The organism is Chromohalobacter sarecensis (assembly GCF_023061135.1).
Lineage (GTDB): Bacteria > Pseudomonadota > Gammaproteobacteria > Pseudomonadales > Halomonadaceae > Chromohalobacter > Chromohalobacter sarecensis.
On the sequence record NZ_JAKGAN010000010.1, the window covers coordinates 73,970 to 96,725 of the forward strand.

General features: G+C 61.8%; 21 protein-coding genes. 19 read left to right on the forward strand and 2 right to left on the reverse strand.

Annotation, left to right across the window (positions count from 1 at the left end):
• The first annotated feature begins 75 nt into the window (after positions 1-75).
• From murJ to L1071_RS14440, 10 genes are all read left to right on the forward strand, one after another.
• Positions 76-1,587 carry a murein biosynthesis integral membrane protein MurJ gene (murJ, locus tag L1071_RS14395; RefSeq protein ID WP_246976221.1) on the forward strand — a complete coding sequence of 504 codons (1,512 nt, stop codon included), beginning with the start codon at positions 76-78 and terminating at the stop codon, positions 1,585-1,587.
• Between the two features lie 82 nt (positions 1,588-1,669).
• Positions 1,670-2,737, forward strand: a complete 1,068-nt coding sequence (gene ribF, locus L1071_RS14400; protein ID WP_246976157.1) for a bifunctional riboflavin kinase/FAD synthetase — start codon at positions 1,670-1,672, stop codon at positions 2,735-2,737.
• A 9-nt stretch (positions 2,738-2,746) separates the two neighbouring features.
• Positions 2,747-5,587 carry an isoleucine--tRNA ligase gene (ileS, locus tag L1071_RS14405; protein WP_246976159.1) on the forward strand — a complete coding sequence of 947 codons (2,841 nt, stop codon included), beginning with the start codon at positions 2,747-2,749 and terminating at the stop codon, positions 5,585-5,587.
• An 80-nt stretch (positions 5,588-5,667) separates the two neighbouring features.
• A complete protein-coding gene (lspA, locus tag L1071_RS14410; RefSeq protein ID WP_246976161.1) occupies positions 5,668-6,213 on the forward strand; it encodes a signal peptidase II in 546 nt (181 codons plus the stop codon).
• Entirely contained in the window at positions 6,210-6,653 is a 444-nt protein-coding gene (gene fkpB, locus L1071_RS14415) for an FKBP-type peptidyl-prolyl cis-trans isomerase (RefSeq protein ID WP_246901287.1), read from the forward strand. The genes lspA and fkpB overlap by 4 nt, the downstream gene beginning before the upstream one ends.
• 61 nt (positions 6,654-6,714) lie before the next feature.
• Positions 6,715-7,668, forward strand: a complete 954-nt coding sequence (gene ispH, locus L1071_RS14420; RefSeq protein ID WP_246976165.1) for a 4-hydroxy-3-methylbut-2-enyl diphosphate reductase — start codon at positions 6,715-6,717, stop codon at positions 7,666-7,668.
• A 130-nt stretch (positions 7,669-7,798) separates the two neighbouring features.
• Positions 7,799-8,308, forward strand: coding sequence for a GspH/FimT family pseudopilin (locus tag L1071_RS14425; protein WP_246976168.1), 510 nt, complete (start codon positions 7,799-7,801; stop codon positions 8,306-8,308).
• Positions 8,308-8,802, forward strand: a complete 495-nt coding sequence (gene pilV / locus L1071_RS14430; protein WP_246976224.1) for a type IV pilus modification protein PilV — start codon at positions 8,308-8,310, stop codon at positions 8,800-8,802. Before L1071_RS14425 ends, pilV (L1071_RS14430) begins: the two co-directional genes overlap by 1 nt.
• Complete coding sequence (locus L1071_RS14435; RefSeq protein WP_246976171.1) at positions 8,795-9,412, forward strand: PilW family protein; 618 nt, start codon at positions 8,795-8,797, stop codon at positions 9,410-9,412. The genes pilV (L1071_RS14430) and L1071_RS14435 overlap by 8 nt, the downstream gene beginning before the upstream one ends.
• A 3-nt stretch (positions 9,413-9,415) precedes the next feature.
• Positions 9,416-11,284, forward strand: a complete 1,869-nt coding sequence (locus L1071_RS14440; protein ID WP_246976174.1) for a DUF7305 domain-containing protein — start codon at positions 9,416-9,418, stop codon at positions 11,282-11,284.
• Between the two features lies 1 nt (position 11,285).
• Here L1071_RS14440 and L1071_RS14445 read toward each other — a convergent pair whose 3' ends face one another.
• Positions 11,286-11,801 carry a GspH/FimT family pseudopilin gene (locus L1071_RS14445; RefSeq protein ID WP_246976177.1) on the reverse strand — a complete coding sequence of 172 codons (516 nt, stop codon included), beginning with the start codon at positions 11,799-11,801 and terminating at the stop codon, positions 11,286-11,288.
• Positions 11,802-11,893: 92 nt separating this feature from the next.
• Here L1071_RS14445 and pilV (L1071_RS14450) point away from each other — a divergent pair, with 92 nt between their 5' ends.
• From pilV (L1071_RS14450) to L1071_RS14475, 6 genes are all read left to right on the forward strand, one after another.
• Positions 11,894-12,355, forward strand: coding sequence for a type IV pilus modification protein PilV (gene pilV / locus L1071_RS14450; RefSeq protein WP_246976180.1), 462 nt, complete (start codon positions 11,894-11,896; stop codon positions 12,353-12,355).
• Complete coding sequence (locus L1071_RS14455; protein ID WP_246976184.1) at positions 12,318-13,085, forward strand: prepilin-type N-terminal cleavage/methylation domain-containing protein; 768 nt, start codon at positions 12,318-12,320, stop codon at positions 13,083-13,085. Before pilV (L1071_RS14450) ends, L1071_RS14455 begins: the two co-directional genes overlap by 38 nt.
• Before the next feature lie 29 nt (positions 13,086-13,114).
• Positions 13,115-13,714 (forward strand): pilus assembly PilX family protein, encoded by a 600-nt coding sequence (locus L1071_RS14460; protein WP_246976187.1) that lies wholly within the window; start codon positions 13,115-13,117, stop codon positions 13,712-13,714.
• 47 nt (positions 13,715-13,761) lie between these two features.
• A complete protein-coding gene (locus L1071_RS14465) occupies positions 13,762-14,139 on the forward strand; it encodes a type IV pilin protein (RefSeq protein ID WP_246976190.1) in 378 nt (125 codons plus the stop codon).
• Between the two features lie 80 nt (positions 14,140-14,219).
• Positions 14,220-15,308, forward strand: coding sequence for a glycine oxidase ThiO (thiO, locus tag L1071_RS14470; RefSeq protein WP_246976193.1), 1,089 nt, complete (start codon positions 14,220-14,222; stop codon positions 15,306-15,308).
• Between the two features lie 108 nt (positions 15,309-15,416).
• Positions 15,417-17,048, forward strand: coding sequence for an NAD+ synthase (locus tag L1071_RS14475; RefSeq protein ID WP_246976196.1), 1,632 nt, complete (start codon positions 15,417-15,419; stop codon positions 17,046-17,048).
• A gap of 135 nt (positions 17,049-17,183) precedes the next feature.
• Here L1071_RS14475 and L1071_RS14480 read toward each other — a convergent pair whose 3' ends face one another.
• On the reverse strand, positions 17,184-17,990 hold the full coding sequence (locus L1071_RS14480; protein WP_246976199.1) for an outer membrane protein assembly factor BamD: 807 nt from the start codon (positions 17,988-17,990) through the stop codon (positions 17,184-17,186).
• A 105-nt stretch (positions 17,991-18,095) separates the two neighbouring features.
• Here L1071_RS14480 and rluD point away from each other — a divergent pair, with 105 nt between their 5' ends.
• From rluD to clpB, 3 genes are all read left to right on the forward strand, one after another.
• Positions 18,096-19,058: a 23S rRNA pseudouridine(1911/1915/1917) synthase RluD gene (gene rluD, locus L1071_RS14485; protein WP_246976202.1), complete on the forward strand. Its 963-nt coding sequence runs from the start codon at positions 18,096-18,098 to the stop codon at positions 19,056-19,058.
• A gap of 7 nt (positions 19,059-19,065) precedes the next feature.
• Positions 19,066-19,821: a peptidoglycan editing factor PgeF gene (pgeF, locus tag L1071_RS14490; protein ID WP_378109812.1), complete on the forward strand. Its 756-nt coding sequence runs from the start codon at positions 19,066-19,068 to the stop codon at positions 19,819-19,821.
• 154 nt (positions 19,822-19,975) lie between these two features.
• Positions 19,976-22,558 carry an ATP-dependent chaperone ClpB gene (gene clpB / locus L1071_RS14495; RefSeq protein WP_246976205.1) on the forward strand — a complete coding sequence of 861 codons (2,583 nt, stop codon included), beginning with the start codon at positions 19,976-19,978 and terminating at the stop codon, positions 22,556-22,558.
• The last annotated feature ends 198 nt before the right edge of the window (positions 22,559-22,756 follow it).

Here is a 22,756-nt window from a genome sequence, read left to right on the forward strand (position 1 = left end):
GCAGCGCCGGAAGACGACGCGTCGCCAGCGTCGGAGGTGCAGCCTTCGGCGCGTGGCGGTCTGTTGCGCTCGGGGATGGTGGTCAGCACGATGACCATGCTCTCGCGCGTGCTGGGATTGGCGCGCGATGTCGTGATCGCGGCCTTGTTCGGCGCCGGTAGCGGCGCGGATGCCTTCTTCGTCGCCTTCAAGATTCCCAACTTCATGCGCCGCCTGTTTGCCGAGGGCGCCTTCAACCAGGCGTTCATTCCGGTGCTCTCCGAGTATGCCACTCAGCGAACCCGCGAGGAGGTGCGCGAACTGCTCGATGCGGTGGCGGGCAGCCTCGGCGTAATACTGGCCCTGCTCAGCGCCGTGGCGATGCTGCTCGCGCCCTGGTTGGTGTGGCTGTTCGCGCCGGGCTTCAGCGCCGACCCGGGCAAGCTGGCGTTGACCGCCGACATGCTGCGACTGACGTTCCCCTATCTGTGGCTGATTTCGCTGACCGCCTTCGCGGGGAGCGTGCTCAACACCTGGAATCGCTTCGCCGTGCCGGCGTTTACTCCGGTGCTGCTCAACCTGTCGTTGATCGGCGCGGCCCTGGGGCTGACGCCCTGGATGCAGGACCCGGCCATGGCGCTGGCCTGGGGGGTGCTGATCGCGGGTGTCGTTCAACTGGGGTTTCAAGTGCCGTTTCTGGCACGCCTGGGGCTGACGCCACGCCCCTGGCCCAACTTCCGGCACCCGGGCGTGCGGCGCATCCTGGCGCTGATGGCGCCGGCGCTATTCGGGGTATCGGTGTCGCAGATCAATCTGCTGCTGGATACCGTGCTGGCGTCGTTTCTGGCATCGGGCAGCGTGTCCTGGCTTTACTACTCGGATCGCCTGGTGGAATTGCCGCTGGGCGTTTTCGGCGTAGCACTGGGTACGGTGATCCTGCCGGCGCTCTCCAAACGTCATGCCGAGCAGTCGTCGGCGCACTTTGCGAAGATGCTCGACTGGGCGCTGCGTGCGGTGCTGCTGATCGCGCTTCCTGCGGCCCTGGCGTTGGTGTTGCTGGCCGAGCCATTGCTGGTGAGTCTGTTCCACTACGGGGCGATGACGGATCACGATATCGTGATGGCAGCGCGCAGCATGCGGGCCTATGCGCTGGGGCTGTTGCCCTTCATGCTCATCAAGGTGCTGGCGCCGGGATACTTCGCGCGCCAGGACACCAAGACGCCGGTCAAGATCGGCATCGTGGCAATGGTCGCCAACATGGTCTTGAACCTGCTGTTGATCTGGCCGCTGGCGCATGCGGGTCTGGCGTTGGCCACGGCACTGTCGGCGTTTCTCAATGCCGGCTTGCTGGGCTGGGGACTACGGCGGCGCGGCGTGCTGACATTTCAGCCGGGGTGGGGACGCTACGCGTTGACACTCGGCGGCGGCTGCGTCGTCATGGGAGCCGGGCTTTGGTGGTTGTGCCCCGAATGGCATCAGTGGCTGGCTTGGGGCGTATGGCAGCGCGCGGCGACACTGCTGGGGCTGACCCTGGGCGGTGCGCTGGTCTATTTTGGATGGCTGGCGCTGTGCGGGGTGCGCCTCAGGCATTTCCGCTTGCGTGGCTGATGGCGGGACCGGCATGGCGGATGGCTGTCAGTTGCCGCCCCCTTGGTTATAATCGAACGTTTCACCGGCATATGAACGGCACATGGAACTGATCAGAGGACTGCACAATCTGCGCGAGGCGGGCCCGTGCGTGGCGACGATCGGCAATTTCGATGGCGTGCATCGCGGTCATCAGGCGATCCTCGATCAGCTCAAGAGCCGCGCCACGGCGCTGGGGTTGCCGATGACGGTGGTCGTCTTCGAGCCCCAGCCACGCGAGTATTTTGCCGGCGAGCAGGCGCCGCCGCGGTTGAGTCGGCTGCGCGACAAGGTCGAACTGCTGGGCGAATACGGCGCCGAACGCGTCGTCTGCCTGCCCTTCAACGCTGCTTTGCGAAGTCTGACGGCCGATGAGTTCATCGAGCGCGTGCTGATCCGGGGGCTGGGCGTCAAGCATCTCGTGGTGGGTGACGACTTTCGCTTCGGCTGTGACCGGGCGGGTGATTTCGCGTTGCTGCAACGCGTGGGCGAACGCCGGGGGTTTGAGGTCGAGCATACGCGTACCTTTGCCCTCGACGATGAGCGGGTCTCGAGCACCCGCGTACGCACCCTGCTGGCTAGCGGCAACTTCGCCCAGGCCACGCGACTGTTAGGACGCCCTTACCAACTCTCGGGGCGTGTGGTCGCCGACCGGCAACTGGGGCGTACCATCGGCGTGCCCACCGCCAATCTGCCATTGACGTCGCGCTCCCTGGCATTACGCGGTATCTATGCCTGCGTCACGCGGCTGCCCGATGGCCGCGAGCTGCCGGGGGCGGCCAACATCGGTTGGCGGCCGACGGTGGGCAGCACACGGCCGGTGCTGGAGGTGCATCTGTTCGATTTCGACGGTGACCTCTATGGCCAGCGTCTCACGGTCGTGCCCTGTGCGCGGCTGCGAGGCGAGGTCAATTTTGCGGGGCTGGAGGCCCTGACGCGTCAGATTCATGCCGATCTGGCGCAGGCACGTCGCTACTTCCGCACGGCGACGCCGCTCGATGCTGCCGCGCTCGAGCTGCCGTGCGTTTCGACTGGCTGGACTTATCCGCTGGCCTCGGCGCCTCTGGCGCCCGAGCCTTCGACTTCCGACTCCTCGGCCGGCGTTCGCCCGGCTGACCAAGACGATGGCTGACCTTCCGCTATGAGCGATTACAAACACACCCTGAACCTCCCCGAAACCGACTTCCCCATGCGTGGCATGTTGCCCAAGCGTGAACCGGGGCGGGTATCGCAATGGCAGGACATGAACCTCTATCAGCGCCTGCGCGAAACGCGCGCCGGGCGTGAGAGCTTCGTGCTGCACGATGGCCCTCCCTACGCCAACGGCAGCATTCATATCGGTCATGCCGTCAACAAGATCCTCAAGGATATCGTCGTCAAGTCGAAGGCACTGGCGGGTTTTGATGCCCCCTACGTGCCGGGTTGGGACTGCCACGGTCTGCCCATCGAACACAAGGTGGAGACCACCCACGGCAAGCATCTCGCCGCCGGTGAGGCCCGTGATCTATGCCGCGAGTACGCGGGAGCGCAGATCGAGGCGCAGAAGACTGACTTCGTGCGTCTGGGGGTGATCGGCGACTGGGATCATCCGTATCGCACCATGGACTTCGCCAACGAGGCGGGCGAGATCCGCGCGCTGGCCAAGATGGTCGAGGGGGGTTATGTCTTCAAGGGCTTGAAGCCGGTCAATTGGTGCTTCGATTGCGGCTCGGCGCTGGCCGAGGCCGAGGTCGAGTACGCCGATAAACAATCCGATGCCATCGATGTCGCCTTCACCGCCGCCGAGCCTGCCAAGCTGGCGGCGGCGTTCGGGCTCACCTCGCTCGACAAGCCGGCGGCGATCGTCATCTGGACCACCACGCCGTGGACCATTCCCGCCAACCAGGCGCTGAACGTACATCCCGACTTCAACTACGCGCTGGTCGATACCGGTGAGCGGCTGTTGGTGCTCGCCGAGGACCTGGTCGAAAGCTGTATGGCGCGTTACGGCCTCGAGGGCGAGGTCGTGGCCACCACCACGGGGACGGCGTTTGATGCCCTGACATTTCATCATCCGTTCTACGAGCGCGTGGCGCCGGTGTATCTCGCCGATTACGTCACCGTGGAAGAGGGCAGCACCGGGATCGTGCACTCCGCGCCGTCGTACGGCCTGGATGACTTCATGACCTGCCGCGAGCACGGCATGAGCTTCGATGACATGCTCAATCCCGTGCAGGGCAATGGCGTGTACCGCGATGACCTGCCGTTCTTCGGCGGGATGATGATCTGGAAGGCCAATCCCCAGATCGTCGACAAGTTGCGTGAAGTGAATGCGCTGATGGTGCACACGCCGATCACGCACAGCTACATGCACTGCTGGCGCCACAAGACGCCGGTCATCTACCGCGCCACCGCGCAGTGGTTCGTGGGCATGGACCGCGAGGACGACGCGGGGCGCACCCTGCGCCAGCGCGCCTTGGAAGGCGTCGAGGCGACGCAGTTCGTGCCCGCCTGGGGCAAGGCGCGCCTGCACTCGATGATCGCCAACCGCCCCGACTGGTGCATCTCGCGGCAACGCAACTGGGGCGTGCCGATTCCGTTCTTCCTGCACAGGCAAACCGGGGAGTGGCACCCGCGCACCGTCGAACTGATGGAAGACGTCGCCAAACGTGTCGAAGCCGAGGGGCTCGACGCCTGGTTCCGCCTCGATGCCCAGGAACTACTGGGTGACGAGGCTGGCGACTATGAGAAAGTCACCGATACCCTGGATGTGTGGTTCGATTCCGGCACCACGCATTGGCATGTGCTGCGTGGCTCGCATTCGCTGGGACACGACCACGGGCCGCGTGCCGACCTGTATCTCGAGGGCTCCGATCAGCATCGCGGCTGGTTCCATTCCTCGCTGCTCACCGGTTGCGCCATCGACGGTCATGCGCCCTACAAAGCGCTGCTGACCCACGGCTTTACCGTCGACGAGAAGGGACGCAAGATGTCCAAGTCGATGGGCAATGTCATCGCACCGCAGCAGGTGATGGATAAGCTGGGCGCGGATATTCTGCGCCTGTGGGTGGCGTCCACCGACTATTCCGGTGAGATGGCGGTTTCCGACGAGATCTTGAAGCGCACCGCCGATGTGTATCGTCGTATTCGCAACACCGCGCGCTTCTTGCTGGCCAACTTGAATGGCTTCGATCCCGCGCGTGATGCCGTGGCGTTCGAGGACATGCTGGCCCTGGATCAGTGGGCGGTGGACCGTGCCGCGCAGCTTCAGGAACGCATGCGGACGGCCTATGACGACTACCGCTTCCGTGACGTCTATCAGCAGGTGCACGATTTCTGCGCCCACGAGTTGGGTGGCTTCTACCTGGACGTGATCAAGGATCGCCAGTACACCACCCAGGCCAATTCGCTCGCGCGACGCAGTTGCCAGACGGCGCTCTATCATGTGGTCGAGGCGTTGGTGCGTTGGGTGGCGCCGATTCTGTCCTTCACCGCCGAGGAAATCTACGAGGCCATCCCCGGCGTGCGCGGCGATAGCGTGCTGCTGGAGGAATACTACCTGCATCTAGCGACCCTGAAGGCGAATGCCGTGATGGGGCGTGAGTTCTGGTCACGGGTGCTCGAGGTCAAGCAGGCGGTCAACAAGTGCCTGGAAGACGCGCGTAACGCCAAGGTGATACGCAACAGTCTCGCTGCAGAGGTCACGCTCTACGCCGACGACGGCTTGCGCGAGACCTTGTCGCAGCTCGGCGATGAGCTGCGTTTCGTGCTGTTGACCAGCGAGGTGCATCTGGCGTCGCTGAACGCGGCGGGCAGCGAGCAGGCCGAGGCCAGCGAGCTCGACGGCCTCAAGGTGGGCGTGATGGAAAGTCCGCACACCAAGTGCGAGCGCTGCTGGCATCATCGCGCGGATGTGGGGACGCATGCTGCCGATCCGAACCTGTGCGGCCGTTGCCTGAGCAATCTGCCCGACGGGCCGGGCGAAACGCGCCGCTATGCCTGACGCTGCTATGCCTGACGCTGCTATGCCTGATGACGCATCATGGGCCATAGTGCCGCTTGATCATGACATGAGAGGCTCGAATGAACGACGCTGCAACGCCTGATCGACCGGTATCGCCGCCCATGCAGCGGCCTTTACGCTGGCTGTGGCTGACGCTACTGGTGATCGTGCTGGATCTAGGCAGCAAATGGTTCGCCAGCACGTATTTGATCTATGCACAGCCGGTCGAATTATTGCCGGTGTTCAACTTCACGCTGCTGCACAACACCGGCGCGGCGTTCAGCTTCCTGGCCGATCACGCCGGGTGGCAGCGCTGGCTGTTCGCGGCCATCGCCCTCGGCGTGAGTATCGGTCTGACCATTTGGTTGACGCGTCTCAAGGCCGATGAACGCCTCTCGGCGGCGGCGATTGCGCTGGTGATCGGCGGGGCGCTGGGCAATCTCTACGACCGTCTGGTGCATGGCTACGTGGTCGACTTTCTGTCGTTTCATTGGCAGGGAAATTACTTCCCCGCCTTTAACTTGGCCGATACCGCCATCACCTTGGGGGCCATTGGCTTGATTCTGGCCTCCCTGCGTGACGGCCGACGACACACGGCAACATCCGATAAGAGAGACGCCCCATGAGTGAATACCGCATCGGCGATGGGATGGAAGTGACGTTGCATTTCACCGTCAAGCTGGAAGATGAGACGGTGATCGATTCCACCCGCGACAAGGCACCGGCGACGTTTCAGGTCGGCGATGGTAATCTGCCACCGGGGTTCGAGGCGCCGCTCAAGGACATGACCGAGGGCGAGACCGGCCGTTTTACCATCACGCCCGAGCACGCCTTCGGTCAGCACAATCCGCAGAACGTGCAGCGCCTGCCGCGTGACCAGTTCGACGATGATCTTGAAGTCGGTACGATGATGTCGTTCACCGACCCGGGGGGCGGCGAGTTGCCCGGCGTCATCGCCGAAATCGACGAGCGCAATGTCGATGTAGACTTCAATCACCCGCTGGCGGGGCGTACCCTGACCTTCGAGGTAGAAGTGATCGAGGTTCATCCGGCCACGACCCATTAAGCTTTGACGGGCGCACGCCGCCCATCGATACGATGCCACGACGCATCGAGGCGAGGTAAGCATGCAAATCAAGCTGGCCAATCCACGCGGTTTCTGTGCCGGTGTCGACCGCGCCATCGAGATCGTCAATCGCGCGCTCGATGTGTTCGGGCCCCCCATCTACGTGCGTCACGAAGTCGTCCACAACCGCTTCGTAGTGGATAGCCTGCGCGAGCGCGGCGCGGTATTCGTCGAGGAGTTGCATGAAATCCCCGACGACGTGATCGTCATCTTCTCCGCCCACGGCGTATCCCGCGCGGTCCAGCAAGAGGCCGAGCGGCGCGGGCTGCGCATCTTCGACGCCACCTGCCCGCTGGTCACCAAGGTGCATATGGAAGTCCTGCGCTACGCCAAGCGTGGTCAGGAGTGCGTGCTCATCGGGCATGCCGGCCATCCCGAGGTCGAGGGCACCATGGGGCGCTACGATACGTCCTTCGGTGGGCAGATCCACCTCGTCGAAGACGAGCAGGACGTGGCGAAGCTCGAGGTCAACGACCCCGAGCGGCTGGCGTTCGTCACCCAGACCACGCTTTCCATGGACGATACCTCAAGGGTCATCGACGCCCTGCGCGAGAAGTTTCCACGTATCGAAGGGCCGCGCAAGGACGACATCTGCTACGCCACCCAGAACCGCCAGGACGCCGTGCGCGAATTGGCCAGCGAAAGCCAACTGGTGCTGGTGGTGGGCAGCCCCAACAGTTCCAATTCCAACCGTCTGCGTGAACTGGCCGAGCGTACCGGTACGCCGGCGTATCTGATCGACACCGCCGAGCAGATTCGCCCCGAGTGGGTAGAGGGTGTGGGCACCATCGGCATTACGGCCGGCGCCAGCGCCCCGGAAGTCCTCGTTCAGGCGGTCATCGACCGGCTCAAGTCGCTCGGCGCCGAGGACCCCGATGAGCTCGCGGGGCAGGCAGAAGACATCACCTTCTCCATGCCCCAGGAACTGCGCGAGCAGGTGATCGCCAGCGCGTGAGGCGCGTCGCTCTTTCGGTGTGACGTGAGCGTTACAATTCGTTGCAAAGTACGCTACATTGATAAAGCGCATGGGGCGTTGCCCCATGCCGCGTACGTAACGCGCCGCTTCACCGATCAGGAAGACGTACGTGCCGCATTGTGCTTATCGCCTTCGCCACGTGTCGCATAGCCGTGGTTTCTCCCTTCTCGAATTGCTGATCGTGCTGGTGATCTTCGCGATCATGGCAAGCATCGCCGTGCCCAGCTTTCAGTCCTTGCGCCAGAACCAACAGCTCACCGACGCCAGCAACGAATTGGTCGCCGCACTGCGCCTGGCACGTGGCGAAGCCATCATGCGTGAAGCCGAGGTCACGCTGAGCGCAGTCGAAGACGATGACTGGGCGCAAGGCTGGCGTATAGCCGACGAGGATAATAAGACGATTGCCGTCCACCAGACGCTACCTGCCCAGCTTAGCGTGGGAGACGAGAACGCCCAGCGTCCCGGTAAAGTCACTTTCAATGATCTGGGATATCCGCAAGACGGGGAGGCGGCCAAGTGGCAATTGCGCCATGGACTATCGGACGACTCCCGCTGGGTGTGCTTGAGCCGCATCGGGCGTGCCTATGTCGCGGAATCAAACAAGGGGTGTGATTCGTGATGAAATCGCCGATGTCGCGTCCGCCCCATCGCCAACGCGGCTTCGGGCTGATCGAAGTGCTGGTGGCGCTGACCATCCTATCCATCGGCATGCTGGGGCTTGCCGCCATGCAGCTCAAATCCTTGCAGGCCGCTCGCGAGAGTCTCAATACGACAATCGCCACCATCATGGTCCGAGATATGAACGAACGCGCTTGGGCGCAGCAGGATCAGGGTGAGGCTTCTTGTAAAGAGCATCTTGAGGAGCTTGTGGGTGATTGGAAAGACTATGTCACAAAAAATGCCTCGATGCCTGATGTAGTACCCAAGAGAGAAGATTTGACCAAAGAAAGCTCTAACTCAGTAAATGGACGCTACTATGCCCTGACTATTGAGTGGGGCAGTGAAGACGATAACCACGTGGAGCTCGTATCTTTCTTGCCATGTAAGTCGTCACAGCTGCCAAATTCGTCACAGTCGTCGGAGACGGAAGAATCGGAGTCCGAGGATGACTAATCAATACCAAAGAGGCTTCACGCTGATCGAAACGATGATCAGCATGCTGCTTGGATTGATTATCCTCGGCGGCACTATCACGGCCTACCAAATGATCAGTGATCTTCGTGAGCAACGCGATGCCTATTACCAGCTGCAAGATGAGCTGATGTATATACACAGGGAGCTGTCTTCTACGGTCAAGGTGGCAAAGTCAGTCGAGATAAAAGATAAGGGAGATAGCCTTCTGTTAAATTCTTATCCGGTTGATGATAAAATAGAGTGCCCAAGCTTTGATGATGGTAGTGATTATATTACCTGGATGGAAGTGGGGGGTGATAATAATGATCGGACTTTTAAGTGCAAGGCAGGAGATGAGAGGAAGGGATTAAATATTCTGCCGCTGCATTCTGAAGGGAATGCTTCTGAAGAGGAGGGAGCCGAGGAGCGTGCTGGTATAAGCTCAATAAGCTTTGAATGTCCGTCCTATGAATCCTGTGGACCGGATGAAAAGCTAAAGAGTGTCGTCGCTATTGTCGATTACTATGACCGGAAATGCGATCCAGATAATAAGTCGTGTAAAAAGAAAACCCTGAATTTTCATTTGTCTACACGTAATCCTGAGGGTTAGCAAATGAATGCACCTAAGCAATCCGGCTTCGTGCTTGTCGTGGGCTTGATGCTGTTGACGGTGGCGTCCGGGGCTGTCGTGTCCAGTATGTCCCTCAACAAGTACCAAGAGCGCCAGGCGGGTAATTATGTGCGCACCAACAATTATGTGGCAGGGGCGGATGAAGCTTTTCGACGCTTTCAGAGTACTGAAGAAGGCTGGGGAGAAGATGTTAAGGCAGTAGTAGAGGGAAGACTTGGTGATTCCGAGGAAGGTGCGATCATTTTCCCCTATGATGGCGATGAAAACTGGCTTCCTAGCGATGAGCGCGAAGGTTGGGCTCAAGAAAATAAAGATGATAATAAAGAAGACGATGACGATATTAAGTACGCCTTTACTCAGGCTGGGATTAAAAAAATTTTCAAGACTGATGAATCTCAAGTGCGTGTAGAATTCTGGGGGCAGGGAGAGTTAAGTGGCAATGATGTCGAAGGTAATAATGGACAAGAAATTCTGCATGCATATTATTCTATTACCAAGGGTGAAGAGGACGATGACGATCAGCCAGGTAGTGCCTATCGAGAGGTGCTAATGGGTTGCGAGGGGGTTGATGTATCCGGTGGTGGCGTTATCGATAGTTACGACTCGCGTGATGGGAGCTATGGTGGAGAAAATAGTAAGCGCAGTGTCGCGAAAATAAGCTCCATCTCTCAGGGGGGCGATATTGTCCTGAGTAGTGGGCAGCCGGTTTACGGAGATGTCGAGTCAGCGGGAGGTATTCGTATCGGCAACTCTGGCCCCATTCATGGTGATCTGAAAGCGAACGACGATATCGTGATAGATAACGGTGGTGCAAAAATCCTGGGTAATGTTGCGACTCGCCAAGCGGTGCGTTTCATCACCAGTGGCCTTATACAAGGCGATGTCGAGGCAAACAAAGAAATCGTCACTGGCAACTGGAGTTCGCGCATTGATGGAAACGCCACGGCGCCGATCGTGCGTACGACGACTGATCGTGACGTGGCGGAGCAGGTGGGCGGCAAGACCAAACGCGTCTCGCCGAATGTTACCGCGGTTCCTGAAGTAGAAAATGGGCAACAAAGCTGTGAGGCTTTTACATCCTCGACAAGCAATGGCGCGACGATTGATGATTTGACCGGTGCATTAGATGACCCCTCAGATTACCCCTCGTCGGGCAACCTGCCGCAAAGCTGGGCGGACTATAAGCTCACGCCGGATGGATTGAGCGGCCCCAGCTACGCCGTGCCCAATCCCGAGCGCTATAAGGTCACTCAGGGCGTTACGGTCGATGGGATATTTCCCGAATCCACTAATTTGCTAGTGCTGGATAGCTTCTCGCTGACGTCTGGCAACATCGACGTCGAGGGGGGCGATATGACGATTTACGTCAAGGGCGATGTCGATATCAGTAACGGTACCACGCTCAGCATTGCCGAGGGCAGTTCGCTGAAGATCGTCACCGAAGGGAGTTTCACCCTAAAGAGCAACCTCAAGGTTGAGTCCGACAGCCCGACCGACGACGAAGGCAATCCAATCCTGTCTCTCTATTCGACCTATGACGATGGCGGTGCCAACGCTTGGAATGCCGGCGTCAATATCAGCGCAGACTCCGCGTTCAAGGGCACCATCTTCGCGCCGAAGAGTACCGTCAATGTCGCCGCTGGCGGGGGATTGTATGGCGCTGTGAAAGGACGGCGTGTCGAGGTTTCCGGCGGTGCTGGCATTCACTATGACGAAGCCTTGATGGAGTCGACCATCGGTATCGGTGGGGGGCAATCCGGTAATGATAGTGACGAGGGTGATGAAAACGGCGAAAACAGCGGCAACACCTGGAAGCTGGAGGGCTTGTCATACGGAAATCCGGAGGCATGAGTCACCGTGCGCAGGCGGTGTCTCCATTGGGCAGGCGCTCGATGCGTACCCGTCCGCCGCGGCTCAGCACGATGCGCCGTGCCGGTGTCGTCGCCTTGGCCGTGCACAAATAGAAGCTGCCGATCTGGAAGCTGCCGGAGGCGCGGATCGAGTAGCCGTTTGGTGCGTAACGCACGTAGCGCCGCAAGGGTTGGTTGGCGTGCAGTCGGAGTCCGCCCGGCGGTGGGCCTCCCGCGCGTAACGTCGGTTCCTCAGATGATTGTTCGCCATCGTCGTCGCGATCGGCGAATATTCGCCAGCCCTTTTCCCACCCTTCCTGTTCGCTGATCATCATCACCGGCACGCCTTGGCGAATGGCTTCGCTGCGGGTGTAGTAGAGCGCCTGATAAAGCGTGTGGCTAGCGGCCTGCAAGCGTTGATCGCGCAGCAAGTGACCCATGGCGGGGACGCCCTGGGTGGTGAGCACGCCGACGATGACGATGATCACGAGCAACTCGAGCAGTGTCATTCCTCGCATGTGTTGTGTTGTCGAGCGCATCGATTGCCTTTCTTTATATTAGTATTTACTTTGTATGTTTATAAAAGAGTTTAGGCAGACGAGCAAATACGATGCGGGTGGCACACAGGAACGCGCGGTTACGGCATTGGCGTACGTCGGGTTTCAGCCTGATCGAAGTGCTGATCACGCTATTCATTTTGTCTTTCGGCATGCTGGGGTTGGCGGCTACTCAGACCCAGGCACTGCGCGCCCAGCGGCATGCCGATGCCCAGTCTCAGGCGGTACAGCGGGTGGGGGCCATGCTCGAACGTTTGCGCATCGACCGCCACGCTGCGCTGGCTGGCGACTACGACCAGCCGTGCAGTGACGACCCCGGCAGTGCCGCATCGGCCCAGGTGCACACCTGGCTGAGGGGACTTGTGAACGCGCTTCCCCAAGCGCAAGGCTGCATCGAGGTGGTGGGCGATGATGACGTGGTGACGGCCACGGTAAAGGTAATCTGGCGAGCGCCCCGTGCGCGCTGGAGTGATGATGATGGGCAGCAGCAATATCGATTGCAGACCCAGCTTTGAGCGATCCACGCTGGGGCGACGGCGTCAACGTGGCGTGTCGCTGATCGAGTTGATGGTGAGCCTGGCACTGAGCATGATCGTGCTGCTTGGCGTCATCGACCTGTTCATCGCTTATCAGCAGCAGTATCGCCTGCAGACGCAACTGGCCCAGATGCAGGAAAGTGGCCGCTTCGTCACTGACGTGCTGACGCGGGAGCTACGCAAGGCCGGGTATTCGTCATGGCAGCGCGATCAGACCTTTCCAGCGACGCCGTATTTCGAGCAAGGCGCCATCGTCGAGGGGAGCGACAGCACCTTGCGGGTCCGCTATTACGGCAGCACGGATGAGCCTCTGCAGGATTGCCTGGGTGGGCGTCTTGAGAGCGCTGACATCGCGCGGGCCACGCTGTCGCTTAATACCGCGCAGGGATTGGACTGCGCGGTGGATAAAAACTCGCCGCAGCCCTTGGATGCACTTGTAGCTGACTGGGAGCTGCGTTATTTCGTCGAGGGTGGCTGGCATCGCGCTGCGGGCGTCGGCGACTGGGCCAGCGTCAAGGGCGTGAGCATCGAGCTGCTCGTGGCGTCGCGACAGGATGGGCTCGTCGACGCGGCCTCGACGTATGTCTTCGACGGCGAAACCGTCACGGCGCCAGATCATCGCCTGTATCGGGTGTATACCACCAGCGTGGCGTTGCGCAATGTACTCTCGCCACCGCTTGTCACCTCGCAGGATGAGGCGTCATCGTGAGCCTCAACGGCCCCGCTCGGGAACGGGGCATGACGCTGGTCGTCGCGCTGATTCTGCTGATGGCGATGACGGCGTTGGGGCTCGCTGGGTTGCAGGGCGCGGTCCTGCAGGAGCGCATGGCACGCAACGTCATGGATCGCCAAGTGGCGTTTCAAGCGGCGCAGGCGGCCTTGGCAGAAGGCGAATGGCGATTGCGTCACGCGGATTACACACTGCCCGATGCCCAAGGCGACTGCACGGCGCCGGATTGCCTGACGCCGCAGCCATCGCATGCTAGCCAATGGCCGGCCGCGCGCTGGAGACGTGACGGTGTGGCATATGGTGACAGCGGCGCCCAGTCACTCGCAGGTGTCAGCGAGTCGCCGCGTGTGACGTTCTCGCTGCTGGCGAGTGTGTGTCCTAAGGCCGGCGCGTCCTGCCAAGTGCGTGTCGAGATGACGGCTTTCGGCTGGGGTTCGCGTCCGGTGACGCATGCGCTACTCGAACGCCGCGTCACGCTGATGCTGCCTCGCGCGACGGGCGAGGCGTTGATTCAAGCCCAGCAGGCGCAGGCCGATAATGATGACACAAGCGTTACCTCTTTTTCCGAAGGGCCCTTTCGTCCGGCGTGGCGTGAGGTCTTGCGTTGAGTGCCTTGCGTAGCACGTCTCGTTTTCCATCTTCAGGAGCCCATGCCATGCGTCGATCCCAAGGCTTCAGCCTGATCGAGTTGATGATCGTGCTGGTCATCATCGGGATCCTGGCAGCGATCGCCATCCCCTCGTACACCGATTATGTGCGCAAGGCGGAGCGCGCCAAGGCCCAGACTAAATTGATGGAATGGGCGTATCAGATGGAGCGTCAGTACACGCAATATAATCGCTACGATGCTGGCGATACAGATGAACTGGTGCCGGAGAGTGAGGCTTACAAGTTCAGCTACACTGCGCCTTCGGCCAACGAATTTACGCTCAAGGCGACGCTCAAGAACAGCCAGGATGGGCAGGATTGTGCTTGGATGACGCTGGATCAGGCCGGCCAACGGACAGAGCCGGCGGGCGAGGACTGCTGGTAAGATGGGCACCGATAGCCGCTGCCATGCACGCTTAGCACATGGTAGATTGCGGGTTTCGCAGCGATGAAATGAGTGCCCGCGTGAGTGATTTCTTGATCGTTGGGGGCGGCGTCATCGGCATGATGACGGCCCTGCAACTCGCCGACGCTGGTGGTCGCGTCACCCTGCTCGAGCGCGGCGAATGCGGCCGTGAGGCTTCCTGGGCCGGCGGCGGCATCGTCTCCCCGTTGTATCCCTGGCGCTATAGCGCGCCGATTTCCGCATTGTCGCGCTATTCCGAAGGCGTCTATCCCGAACTGTCACTGCGCTTGCTCGAAGAAACCGGCATCGACCCCGAGTATCGCCAGCGAGGCTTGCTGTATCTGCGGGTCGACGATGAACCCCAGGCACTTGCGTGGGCACGGGAGGTCGGCAAGCCCTTGGAGCGGGTCGGTGCCGATACGATTTACGCCAAGGAGCCTAATGCCGCGCCCGGTGTTGATTCGGCGTTGTGGATGCCGACCTTGGGCAGCATTCGTAATCCGCGCTTGTGCAAGGCGCTGCGGGCCCGCCTGCAGGCAATGCCTAACGTCACCCTGCGCGAGCATGTCGAGGTCGAGGCGCTGGATGTGGCGGATGGACGCCTTCGCGGTGTACGGACGTCCAAGGGGTACGAGGCAGCCGAGAGCGTGGTGGTGTGCGGCGGCGCCTGGGCCGGTGAGCTGCTGGCGGGGGTCGGCGTGACATTGCCGGTGCGTCCGGTGCGTGGCCAGATGATCCTGTTCAAGGCGCCGCCCGGCCTGGTCGAGCGGGTGGTGCTGAAGGATGGCCGTTACGTGATTCCGCGCGGCGATGGGCGCATTGTCGCCGGCTCGACGCTGGAAGAAGTGGGATTCGATCAGCGCACTACCGAGGCGGCCAAGGGCTCGCTTTACGATAGCGCGCTGTCGATCGTACCGGCGCTGGCCGAATGCCCGGTGGAGCATCACTGGGCCGGCTTGCGCCCCGGGTCGCCGGATGGGGTGCCGTATATCGGTGCGGTACCGGACGTCGAGGGGGTATGGGTCAACGCCGGCCATTATCGCAATGGCCTGGTGCTGGCGCCGGCCTCGACGCGGCTGCTGGCCGACCAACTGCTGCATCGCGTGCCGGTGGTCGATCCCGCTCCTTATCAGTTGGGCAGCGTCTGACGACACGGCGTTTTGCCAGCGAGCCGGCGTTGCGTGACAATACAGCCATGAGGCCGTCTCGACGGCAGTTTTCACAGCCAATCGCAATGAGAGAGGCGCTTTCCGCTCATGCAAGACCTGACTCTGGTGATGGCCCAGCTCGACCCGTTGGTGGGCGATATCCCCGGCAATACCGCGCAGGCTATCGAGGCCGTGCGCGAAGCGCGCATCGAACACCGCGCCGATGTGGTGGTCTTCCCCGAACTGTTCCTGACCGGCTACCCGCCGGAAGACTTGTTGCTGCGCGAGTCGATGGAAACGCGCCTGGAAGAGGCGCGCGCCACGATGGCACGCAAGGTGTCGCGTGACGTGATGGTCGTCATCGGCTATCCGGGGAAGCGCGATGGCCGGCTCTATAACCTTGCGGGTGTGTTGTACAACGGCGAATGGCTCGGCGAGTACGCCAAGCAGGCGCTGCCCAACTACCAGGTGTTCGACGAGCAGCGCTACTTCACTCCAGGAGACACGCCGCTGGTCATCGAGCATGGTGGCGCCAAACTGGGCATCCTGGTGTGCGAGGATCTGTGGGACGGCGCGCCGGTGACGCAGAGCGTCGAGGCCGGCGCCGATATTCTGGTCACGCTCAACGCCTCGCCTTACCACCGCGACAAGCCGCTCGAGCGCGAACGCCTATTCGCCCGGCGTGCTCAGGCGGCTGCGCGGCCGCTGGTGTATCTCAATCAGATCGGCGGCCAGGACGAACTGGTCTTCGATGGTGGCTCGCTGGTGCTCGATGCCCAGGGCGAGGTGGCGGTGCGCGCGCCATTCTGGGAGGTCGGCCTGATGCCGGTGCGTTTTACTGACGCACAAGGCGTATGGGCGCCGGAGGCCGGCGAATGCGAGCCGCTGTTGAGCTCGGAAGAAAGCCTGTATTGCGCACTGGTGACTGGGCTTCGCGACTACGTCAACAAGAGCGGCTTCCAGGGCGTGGTGCTGGGGCTTTCCGGCGGCATCGACTCGGCCCTGTCGCTTGCCATCGCGGTTGATGCGCTGGGCCCTGAGCGCGTGCAAGCGGTGATGATGCCTTATCACTACACGGCGGATATCTCCAAGGCGGATGCCGCTGCTCAGGCGGATTTGCTGGGCGTGCATTACGAGGTCATGCCGATTGCGCCGATGGTCGAGGCTTTTACCGCGACGCTGGAAGAAAGCTTCGCCGGTACCCAGCGCGATACCACCGAAGAAAACCTGCAATCGCGTTGCCGGGGCGTGCTGTTGATGGCGCTTTCCAACAAGAAGGGGCTGATGGTACTGAGCACCGGCAACAAGAGCGAGATGGCGGTGGGCTATGCCACGCTATATGGCGATATGGTGGGCGGCTACAATGCGCTCAAGGACGTCTACAAGACGTGGGTGTATCGCCTTGCCAAGTGGCGCAATGCGCAGGAGCCGGCCATCCCCGAGCGCGTCATCACGCGCCCGCCTTCTGCCGAGTTGGCGCCGGACCAAGTGGACAGCGACTCGCTACCAGGCTACGACGAATTGGATGCTATCCTCGAACGCTATATCGAAGGCGACATGAGCGCCGAGGCGATCATCGATGCCGGCTTCGCCAGCGAGGATGTCTATCGGGTCGTGAAGCTGGTCGACCGCAGCGAATACAAGCGGCGTCAGGCACCGGTGGGGGTTCGCGTAACGGCGCGCGGGTTCGGGCGTGATCGTCGCTATCCCATCGTCAACGGCTGGCAGCCGGGGGAATAAACCCGGTTTCGAGATACGGGCCGCGAGCTCCGAAAAGCAAGACATCTCCGCTGGAAATATCCTGCGGAGATGTTGCTTTCATGAAGGGCTAATCTTGTTGCTCGAAGCTCGAAGCTCGAAGCTCGAAGCCGATCGTCAGTCGTTTAGCGTCAGCGGCTCGGCGTCGACATGCTCGGGCTCGAAAGTCTTGCCATCGAGGCGCGGATTGTCGGGATCGTTGTCGATGAGCGTCTGCAAGGCGTCGCGTGCCCGCTCGGGCATGTTCATCCCCATGTAGCCCTCGACCATTACCGCCAGGGCGTCGCGCGTGGCGGGCGTCTGCGGGTAATGCTCGAGCACCCATTTGCCGCGATTGATCGCCGCCAGATAGGCGCCTTTGCGAAGATAAAAGTCGGCGACTTGCAGTTCGTGACGCGAGAGCACGTTACGCAGATAGACGATGCGCTGGCGCGCGTCAGCCGCGTAGGGGCTTTCCGGGAAGCGACGCACCAACTCGCCGAAGTCGACATTGGCATCGCGAGTGGCGCCAAGATCCCGCTTGGAGATATCGATCAGCTCGAGCCCTTCGAGGCTGAAACGCCCGGATTGGTAAGCCGCGAGCCCGCGCATGTAATACGCGTAGTCGACCTGCTCGTGATCGGGGTGCAAGCGAATGAAGCGGCTGGCGGCGGCGCGTGCCTGCTCCCAGTCTTCAGTCTGATAGTACGCGTAGATCAGCTCCAACTGGGCCTGCTCTGCGTAACGACCGAAGGGGAAGCGGGTATCCAACGCCTCGAGGCGTGTCACGGCGGTGCTGTAACGCCCGGCATCCAGTGACTCTTGAGCTTGCTGGTAAAGATCCTGCTCTTGTATATCCGGGGCCGGCTCGTTGCTGGCGCAACCGGCGAGCAGTGCGCCGCTAAGCAGCAACGCACCGAACGTGCCAAGTGAAGGGAATCGCATCGTCATCCTCGTTCAACCAATACGGGGCGGCCGTGCTAGAATCCGCCAGTTCGGAGTCACTATAAAGCAAACGCCCCCGGTGGCGAAATGGAACCGAGCATTGCCATGGCAGATACCGTGCAGCGAGAAGAACGCGTCCCCGAAACGATGGCGGGCCAGCGCCTGGATCAAGCCGCCTCGACGTTGTTCGCGGACTTCTCCCGCGAGCGCCTCAAGGGGTGGATCAAGTCGGGGGCACTGACCTGCGACGGCGCATCCGCGCGCCCCAAGGACAAGTTACGCGGCGGCGAGCAACTCACGCTCGAGGCCACCCTCGAGGAAGACACGCGCTTCGCGCCGCAGGCCATGGCGCTTGATATCGTCCATGAAGACGACGACGTCATGGTGATCGACAAGCCGGCGGGACTGGTCGTGCATCCCGCTGCAGGCAACCCTGACGGCACGCTGCTCAATGCGTTGCTATACCATGCGCCTGGACAGATGCAACTGCCACGGGCGGGCATCGTCCATCGGCTCGACAAGGACACGACCGGGTTGATGGTGGTGGCCAAGACGCTGTCGGCGCATGCCTCGTTGGTCGAGCAACTGCAGGCGCGTACGGTGTCGCGCGAATACGATGCCGTGGTGACTGGCAGGATGACCGCGGGGGGCAGTGTCGATGAGCCGATCGGGCGGCATCCCAAGGACCGCAAACGCCAGGCCGTCACGCCCTCGGGCAAGCCGGCGGTGACGCATTACCGCGTGGTGGAGCGTTTCCCCTCCCATACGCATGTCCGCTGTCGGCTCGAAACCGGTCGCACTCATCAGATCCGCGTGCATATGGCGCACCGGCGCTTTCCGCTGATCGGCGACCCGGTCTATGCCGGGCGTCTCAAGTTACCTGCAGGAGCCAACGAGGCGTTGAAGGATGTGCTGCGGCATTTTCCGCGTCAGGCCCTGCACGCACGCAAGCTGGCCTTCGTGCATCCCGGTACCGGCGAGGCGGTGGAGTTTCGTGCGGCGTTGCCGGACGATATGCTGATGTTGCTGGATTTTCTGCGCGATGCAGCCAACACGCACGCTGAGTGAGTCTCACATGAACGAACGCCCTACCTTGATTCTGCCCGACTGGCCGGCGCCAAGTACGGTCGGTGCCTTCGTCACCACGCGTGAGAGCGGGCCCAGCCAGGGTCCCTTTGCGTCCTTCAATACGGCGCATCACGTAGGTGACGATCCTGCGTCGGCCGACCGCTGCCGTCGCCTGTTGAGTGCCGAGCTCGACGATGCCCGTCCCCTGTTATGGCTGAACCAGGTGCATGGTGCCGCCGTCCAGCAGGACTACCGCGCGATATTTGCCGAGCAGCCTCCGCAAGCGGACGCCTCGGTGGCCTTCGACACGGGATATGCCTGTGCCGTTCTGACCGCCGATTGTCTGCCGGTGTTCTTCTGTGATCGCCAGGGCACGCGCGTGGGCGTGGCACATGCTGGCTGGCGGAGCCTGGCAGGCGGCGTGCTGGAGGCCAGCGTGGCGGCATTGGGCCAGTCGCCAGACGAGCTCATGGCGTGGTTGGGGCCGGCGATTTCCAAGGCACAGTTCGAGGTCGGCCCTGAAGTGTTCGAAACCTTCGTGGCCGTGCAGCCCGAGGCGGAAAGCGCCTTCGAGCCCAGCCCCTATCGCCTTGGGCACTACATGGCGGATATTTATCGCCTGGCGCGGTTGCGTCTCGAGCGGCTGGGCGTCGGCCATATCGGTGGCGGTCACTTCTGCACCGCCTGCGAACCGCGTTTTTATTCCCACCGCCGCGACGACGGCCACACGGGTCGCATGGCCAGCGTGATCTGGCTGCGCTGAACGACGCTATGCGACCGAGCCTGGGGTTATCGAACGCCGGAACGATTTTTGCACGCCCTACCTTGAAACGCTTCGAGCATACCTCCATTGATGATGTCAACATGAAATAATTATGCGGCACGCCGATGGCGTGTCGCGATGAAGGAGGGGTTCGATGCGTATCGATCGCATGACCAGTAAATTGCAGAACGCCCTGGGCGAGGCGCAGTCCCTGGCGTCAGGGCGCAGTCACAACCAACTCGATCCCGGCCATGTGCTGATGGCGCTCGTCGAGGCGCAGGAAAACGGCATCAAGGGCCTTGTGCAGAAAGCCGGCGGCGATGTTTCACGCCTGCGTAACGGGCTTTCCCAGTATCTCGACGACTTGCCGCGTGTCGGCCAGTTCGACGGCAATGTGCAGCTTTCCTCGGCGCTGTCGCAGCTGTTCAATCTCGCCGACCGCGAGGCCCAGAAGCGCGGCGATCAATATATCGCCAGCGAGCTGGTGGTGCTGGCGGCGCTGGAAATGAAAAGCGCCGTTAGCAAGGTGCTTCAGCAGGCCGGTCTTGACGTGCAGTCCGTGCGTAGCGCCATCGACAGCCTGCGCGGCGGTAGCAAGGTGGATGACGCTTCGGCCGAGGAAAGCCGCGAGGCGCTGGATAAGTACACCATGGATCTGACCCAGCGCGCCGTGGATGGCAAGCTCGACCCGGTGATCGGCCGCGACGACGAGATTCGCCGCACCATCCAGGTGCTGCAGCGGCGTACCAAGAACAACCCGGTGCTGATCGGTGAGCCCGGTGTGGGTAAGACTGCCATCGTCGAGGGGCTGGCAAGCCGCATCGTCAACGGCGAAGTGCCGGAGGGCCTCAAGGACAAGCGCGTGCTGTCACTCGACATGGGCTCATTGCTGGCCGGTGCCAAGTACCGCGGGGATTTCGAGGAACGCCTCAAGGCCGTGCTCGGGGAGCTCGCCAAGGAGGAAGGCCGCGTCATCCTATTCATCGATGAATTGCACACCATGGTCGGTGCCGGCAAGGCCGAGGGCGCGATGGATGCGGGCAATATGCTCAAGCCGGCATTGGCGCGCGGCGAGTTGCACTGCGTCGGCGCGACCACGTTGGATGAATACCGGCAGCACATCGAGAAGGACGCGGCGCTGGAGCGGCGCTTCCAGAAGGTGCTGGTCGACGAGCCCAACGAGGAAGACACCGTGGCGATTCTGCGTGGCCTCAAGGAGCGCTACGAAGTCCACCACGGTGTTGACATCACCGACGGCGCGATCATCGCCGCTGCCAAGCTGTCGACACGCTATATCACCGACCGGCAACTGCCTGACAAGGCCATCGATCTGATCGACGAGGCGGCCTCACGGATTCGTATGGAACTCGACTCCATGCCCGAGGAGATGGATCGCCTCGACCGCCGACTGATTCAGCTCAAGATGGAGCGCGAGGCGCTCAAGAAGGAAACCGACGAGGCGACTCGCAAGCGGCTCGATTCTCTGGAGGCGCAAATCGACGAGTTGAGCCGTGAATATGCCGATCTCGAGGAGGTCTGGAAGGCCGAGAAGGCCAGTATCCAGGGGGCGGCGCAGTTCAAGGCGGAGCTCGAGCAGGCGCGCATCGATCTCGAGGCGGCCCGCCGCCAGGGCGATCTGGGACGTATGTCCGAGTTGCAGTACGGGGTGATCCCCAAGCTCGAGCAGCAGATCGCCGAGGCCAGCGAGCACGAGGCGGATACCGCCAAGCATCAGTTGTTGCGCTCCAACGTCACCGAGGAGGAGATCGCCGAGGTGGTCTCGCGCTGGACAGGTATTCCAGTGTCCAAGATGCTCGAGGGCGAACGCGACAAGCTGCTGCGCATGGAGGAGGCACTGCACGAGCGGGTCATCGGCCAGGACGAAGCGGTGACCGCAGTGGCCAACGCCGTGCGGCGTTCGCGGGCGGGTCTTTCCGACCCGCACCGCCCCAATGGGTCGTTCTTGTTCCTGGGGCCCACCGGGGTCGGCAAGACCGAGCTGTGCAAGTCGCTGGCCAACTTCCTCTTCGATACCGAGGAGGCCATGGTGCGCATCGACATGTCCGAGTTCATGGAGAAACATTCCGTGGCGCGGCTGATCGGGGCGCCGCCGGGCTACGTTGGCTACGAGGAAGGCGGGTATCTGACCGAGGCGGTACGTCGCAAGCCGTATTCCGTGCTACTGCTCGACGAGGTCGAAAAAGCGCATCCGGATGTCTTCAACATCCTGCTGCAGGTGCTCGAGGATGGGCGTCTCACCGATGGCCAGGGTCGCACGGTGGACTTCCGTAATACGGTGATCGTGATGACCTCCAACATGGGCTCGGACATCATCCAGCGCATGGGCGGCGATGACGCCGATTACGCTGTGATGCGAGATGCTGTGATGGGGGTGGTGGGCGATCATTTCCGCCCGGAACTGATCAACCGCATCGACGAAGTGGTGGTGTTCCACGCCCTGGGGCAGGAGCAGATCCAGTCCATCGCGGCCATCCAGCTCGAACGTCTCCAAGCGCAACTGGCCGAGCGCGAGATTCGCCTCGAGATCAGCGACGACGCCCTGGCGCAGCTCGCGGTGGTAGGCTTCGACCCGGTGTTCGGCGCGCGACCGCTCAAGCGTGCCATCCAGAGCCGCATCGAGAATCCGCTGGCGCAGGAACTGCTCGCCGGGAACTTTGCGGCGGGCGACACCATCCGCGTCACCACGCAAGACGGCCATCTCGTCTTTGCCAAGTAACGCCGACGGCCCGCAGCCTCGGGCCGTCGACGCTCTCGATATGCGGTCGCGTCCTGACCGTTTTCTCGCCCGCGACGTGCTGCGTCGCGGGTTTTTTATACCTGGCATGACGCTGCTTTAAATGATCCAACTTTAGTGGATAGGCGGTGCGTCAATGGGGGATTGCGAAGCGCTGCCGACCGCGTATGAGCGGCGGAG

Coding starts and splice junctions, on each gene's coding strand:
- murJ (WP_246976221.1), top strand. CDS start 76: ATGGTGGTCAGCACGATGACCATGCTCTCGCGCGTGCTGGGATTGGCG.
- ribF (WP_246976157.1), top strand. CDS start 1,670: ATGGAACTGATCAGAGGACTGCACAATCTGCGCGAGGCGGGCCCGTGC.
- ileS (WP_246976159.1), top strand. CDS start 2,747: ATGAGCGATTACAAACACACCCTGAACCTCCCCGAAACCGACTTCCCC.
- lspA (WP_246976161.1), top strand. CDS start 5,668: ATGAACGACGCTGCAACGCCTGATCGACCGGTATCGCCGCCCATGCAG.
- fkpB (WP_246901287.1), top strand. CDS start 6,210: ATGAGTGAATACCGCATCGGCGATGGGATGGAAGTGACGTTGCATTTC.
- ispH (WP_246976165.1), top strand. CDS start 6,715: ATGCAAATCAAGCTGGCCAATCCACGCGGTTTCTGTGCCGGTGTCGAC.
- pilV (WP_246976224.1), top strand. CDS start 8,308: ATGAAATCGCCGATGTCGCGTCCGCCCCATCGCCAACGCGGCTTCGGG.
- L1071_RS14435 (WP_246976171.1), top strand. CDS start 8,795: ATGACTAATCAATACCAAAGAGGCTTCACGCTGATCGAAACGATGATC.
- L1071_RS14440 (WP_246976174.1), top strand. CDS start 9,416: ATGAATGCACCTAAGCAATCCGGCTTCGTGCTTGTCGTGGGCTTGATG.
- L1071_RS14445 (WP_246976177.1), bottom strand. CDS start 11,801: ATGCGAGGAATGACACTGCTCGAGTTGCTCGTGATCATCGTCATCGTC.
- pilV (WP_246976180.1), top strand. CDS start 11,894: ATGCGGGTGGCACACAGGAACGCGCGGTTACGGCATTGGCGTACGTCG.
- L1071_RS14455 (WP_246976184.1), top strand. CDS start 12,318: ATGGGCAGCAGCAATATCGATTGCAGACCCAGCTTTGAGCGATCCACG.
- L1071_RS14460 (WP_246976187.1), top strand. CDS start 13,115: ATGACGCTGGTCGTCGCGCTGATTCTGCTGATGGCGATGACGGCGTTG.
- L1071_RS14465 (WP_246976190.1), top strand. CDS start 13,762: ATGCGTCGATCCCAAGGCTTCAGCCTGATCGAGTTGATGATCGTGCTG.
- L1071_RS14475 (WP_246976196.1), top strand. CDS start 15,417: ATGCAAGACCTGACTCTGGTGATGGCCCAGCTCGACCCGTTGGTGGGC.
- L1071_RS14480 (WP_246976199.1), bottom strand. CDS start 17,990: ATGCGATTCCCTTCACTTGGCACGTTCGGTGCGTTGCTGCTTAGCGGC.
- rluD (WP_246976202.1), top strand. CDS start 18,096: ATGGCAGATACCGTGCAGCGAGAAGAACGCGTCCCCGAAACGATGGCG.
- pgeF (WP_378109812.1), top strand. CDS start 19,066: ATGAACGAACGCCCTACCTTGATTCTGCCCGACTGGCCGGCGCCAAGT.
- clpB (WP_246976205.1), top strand. CDS start 19,976: ATGCGTATCGATCGCATGACCAGTAAATTGCAGAACGCCCTGGGCGAG.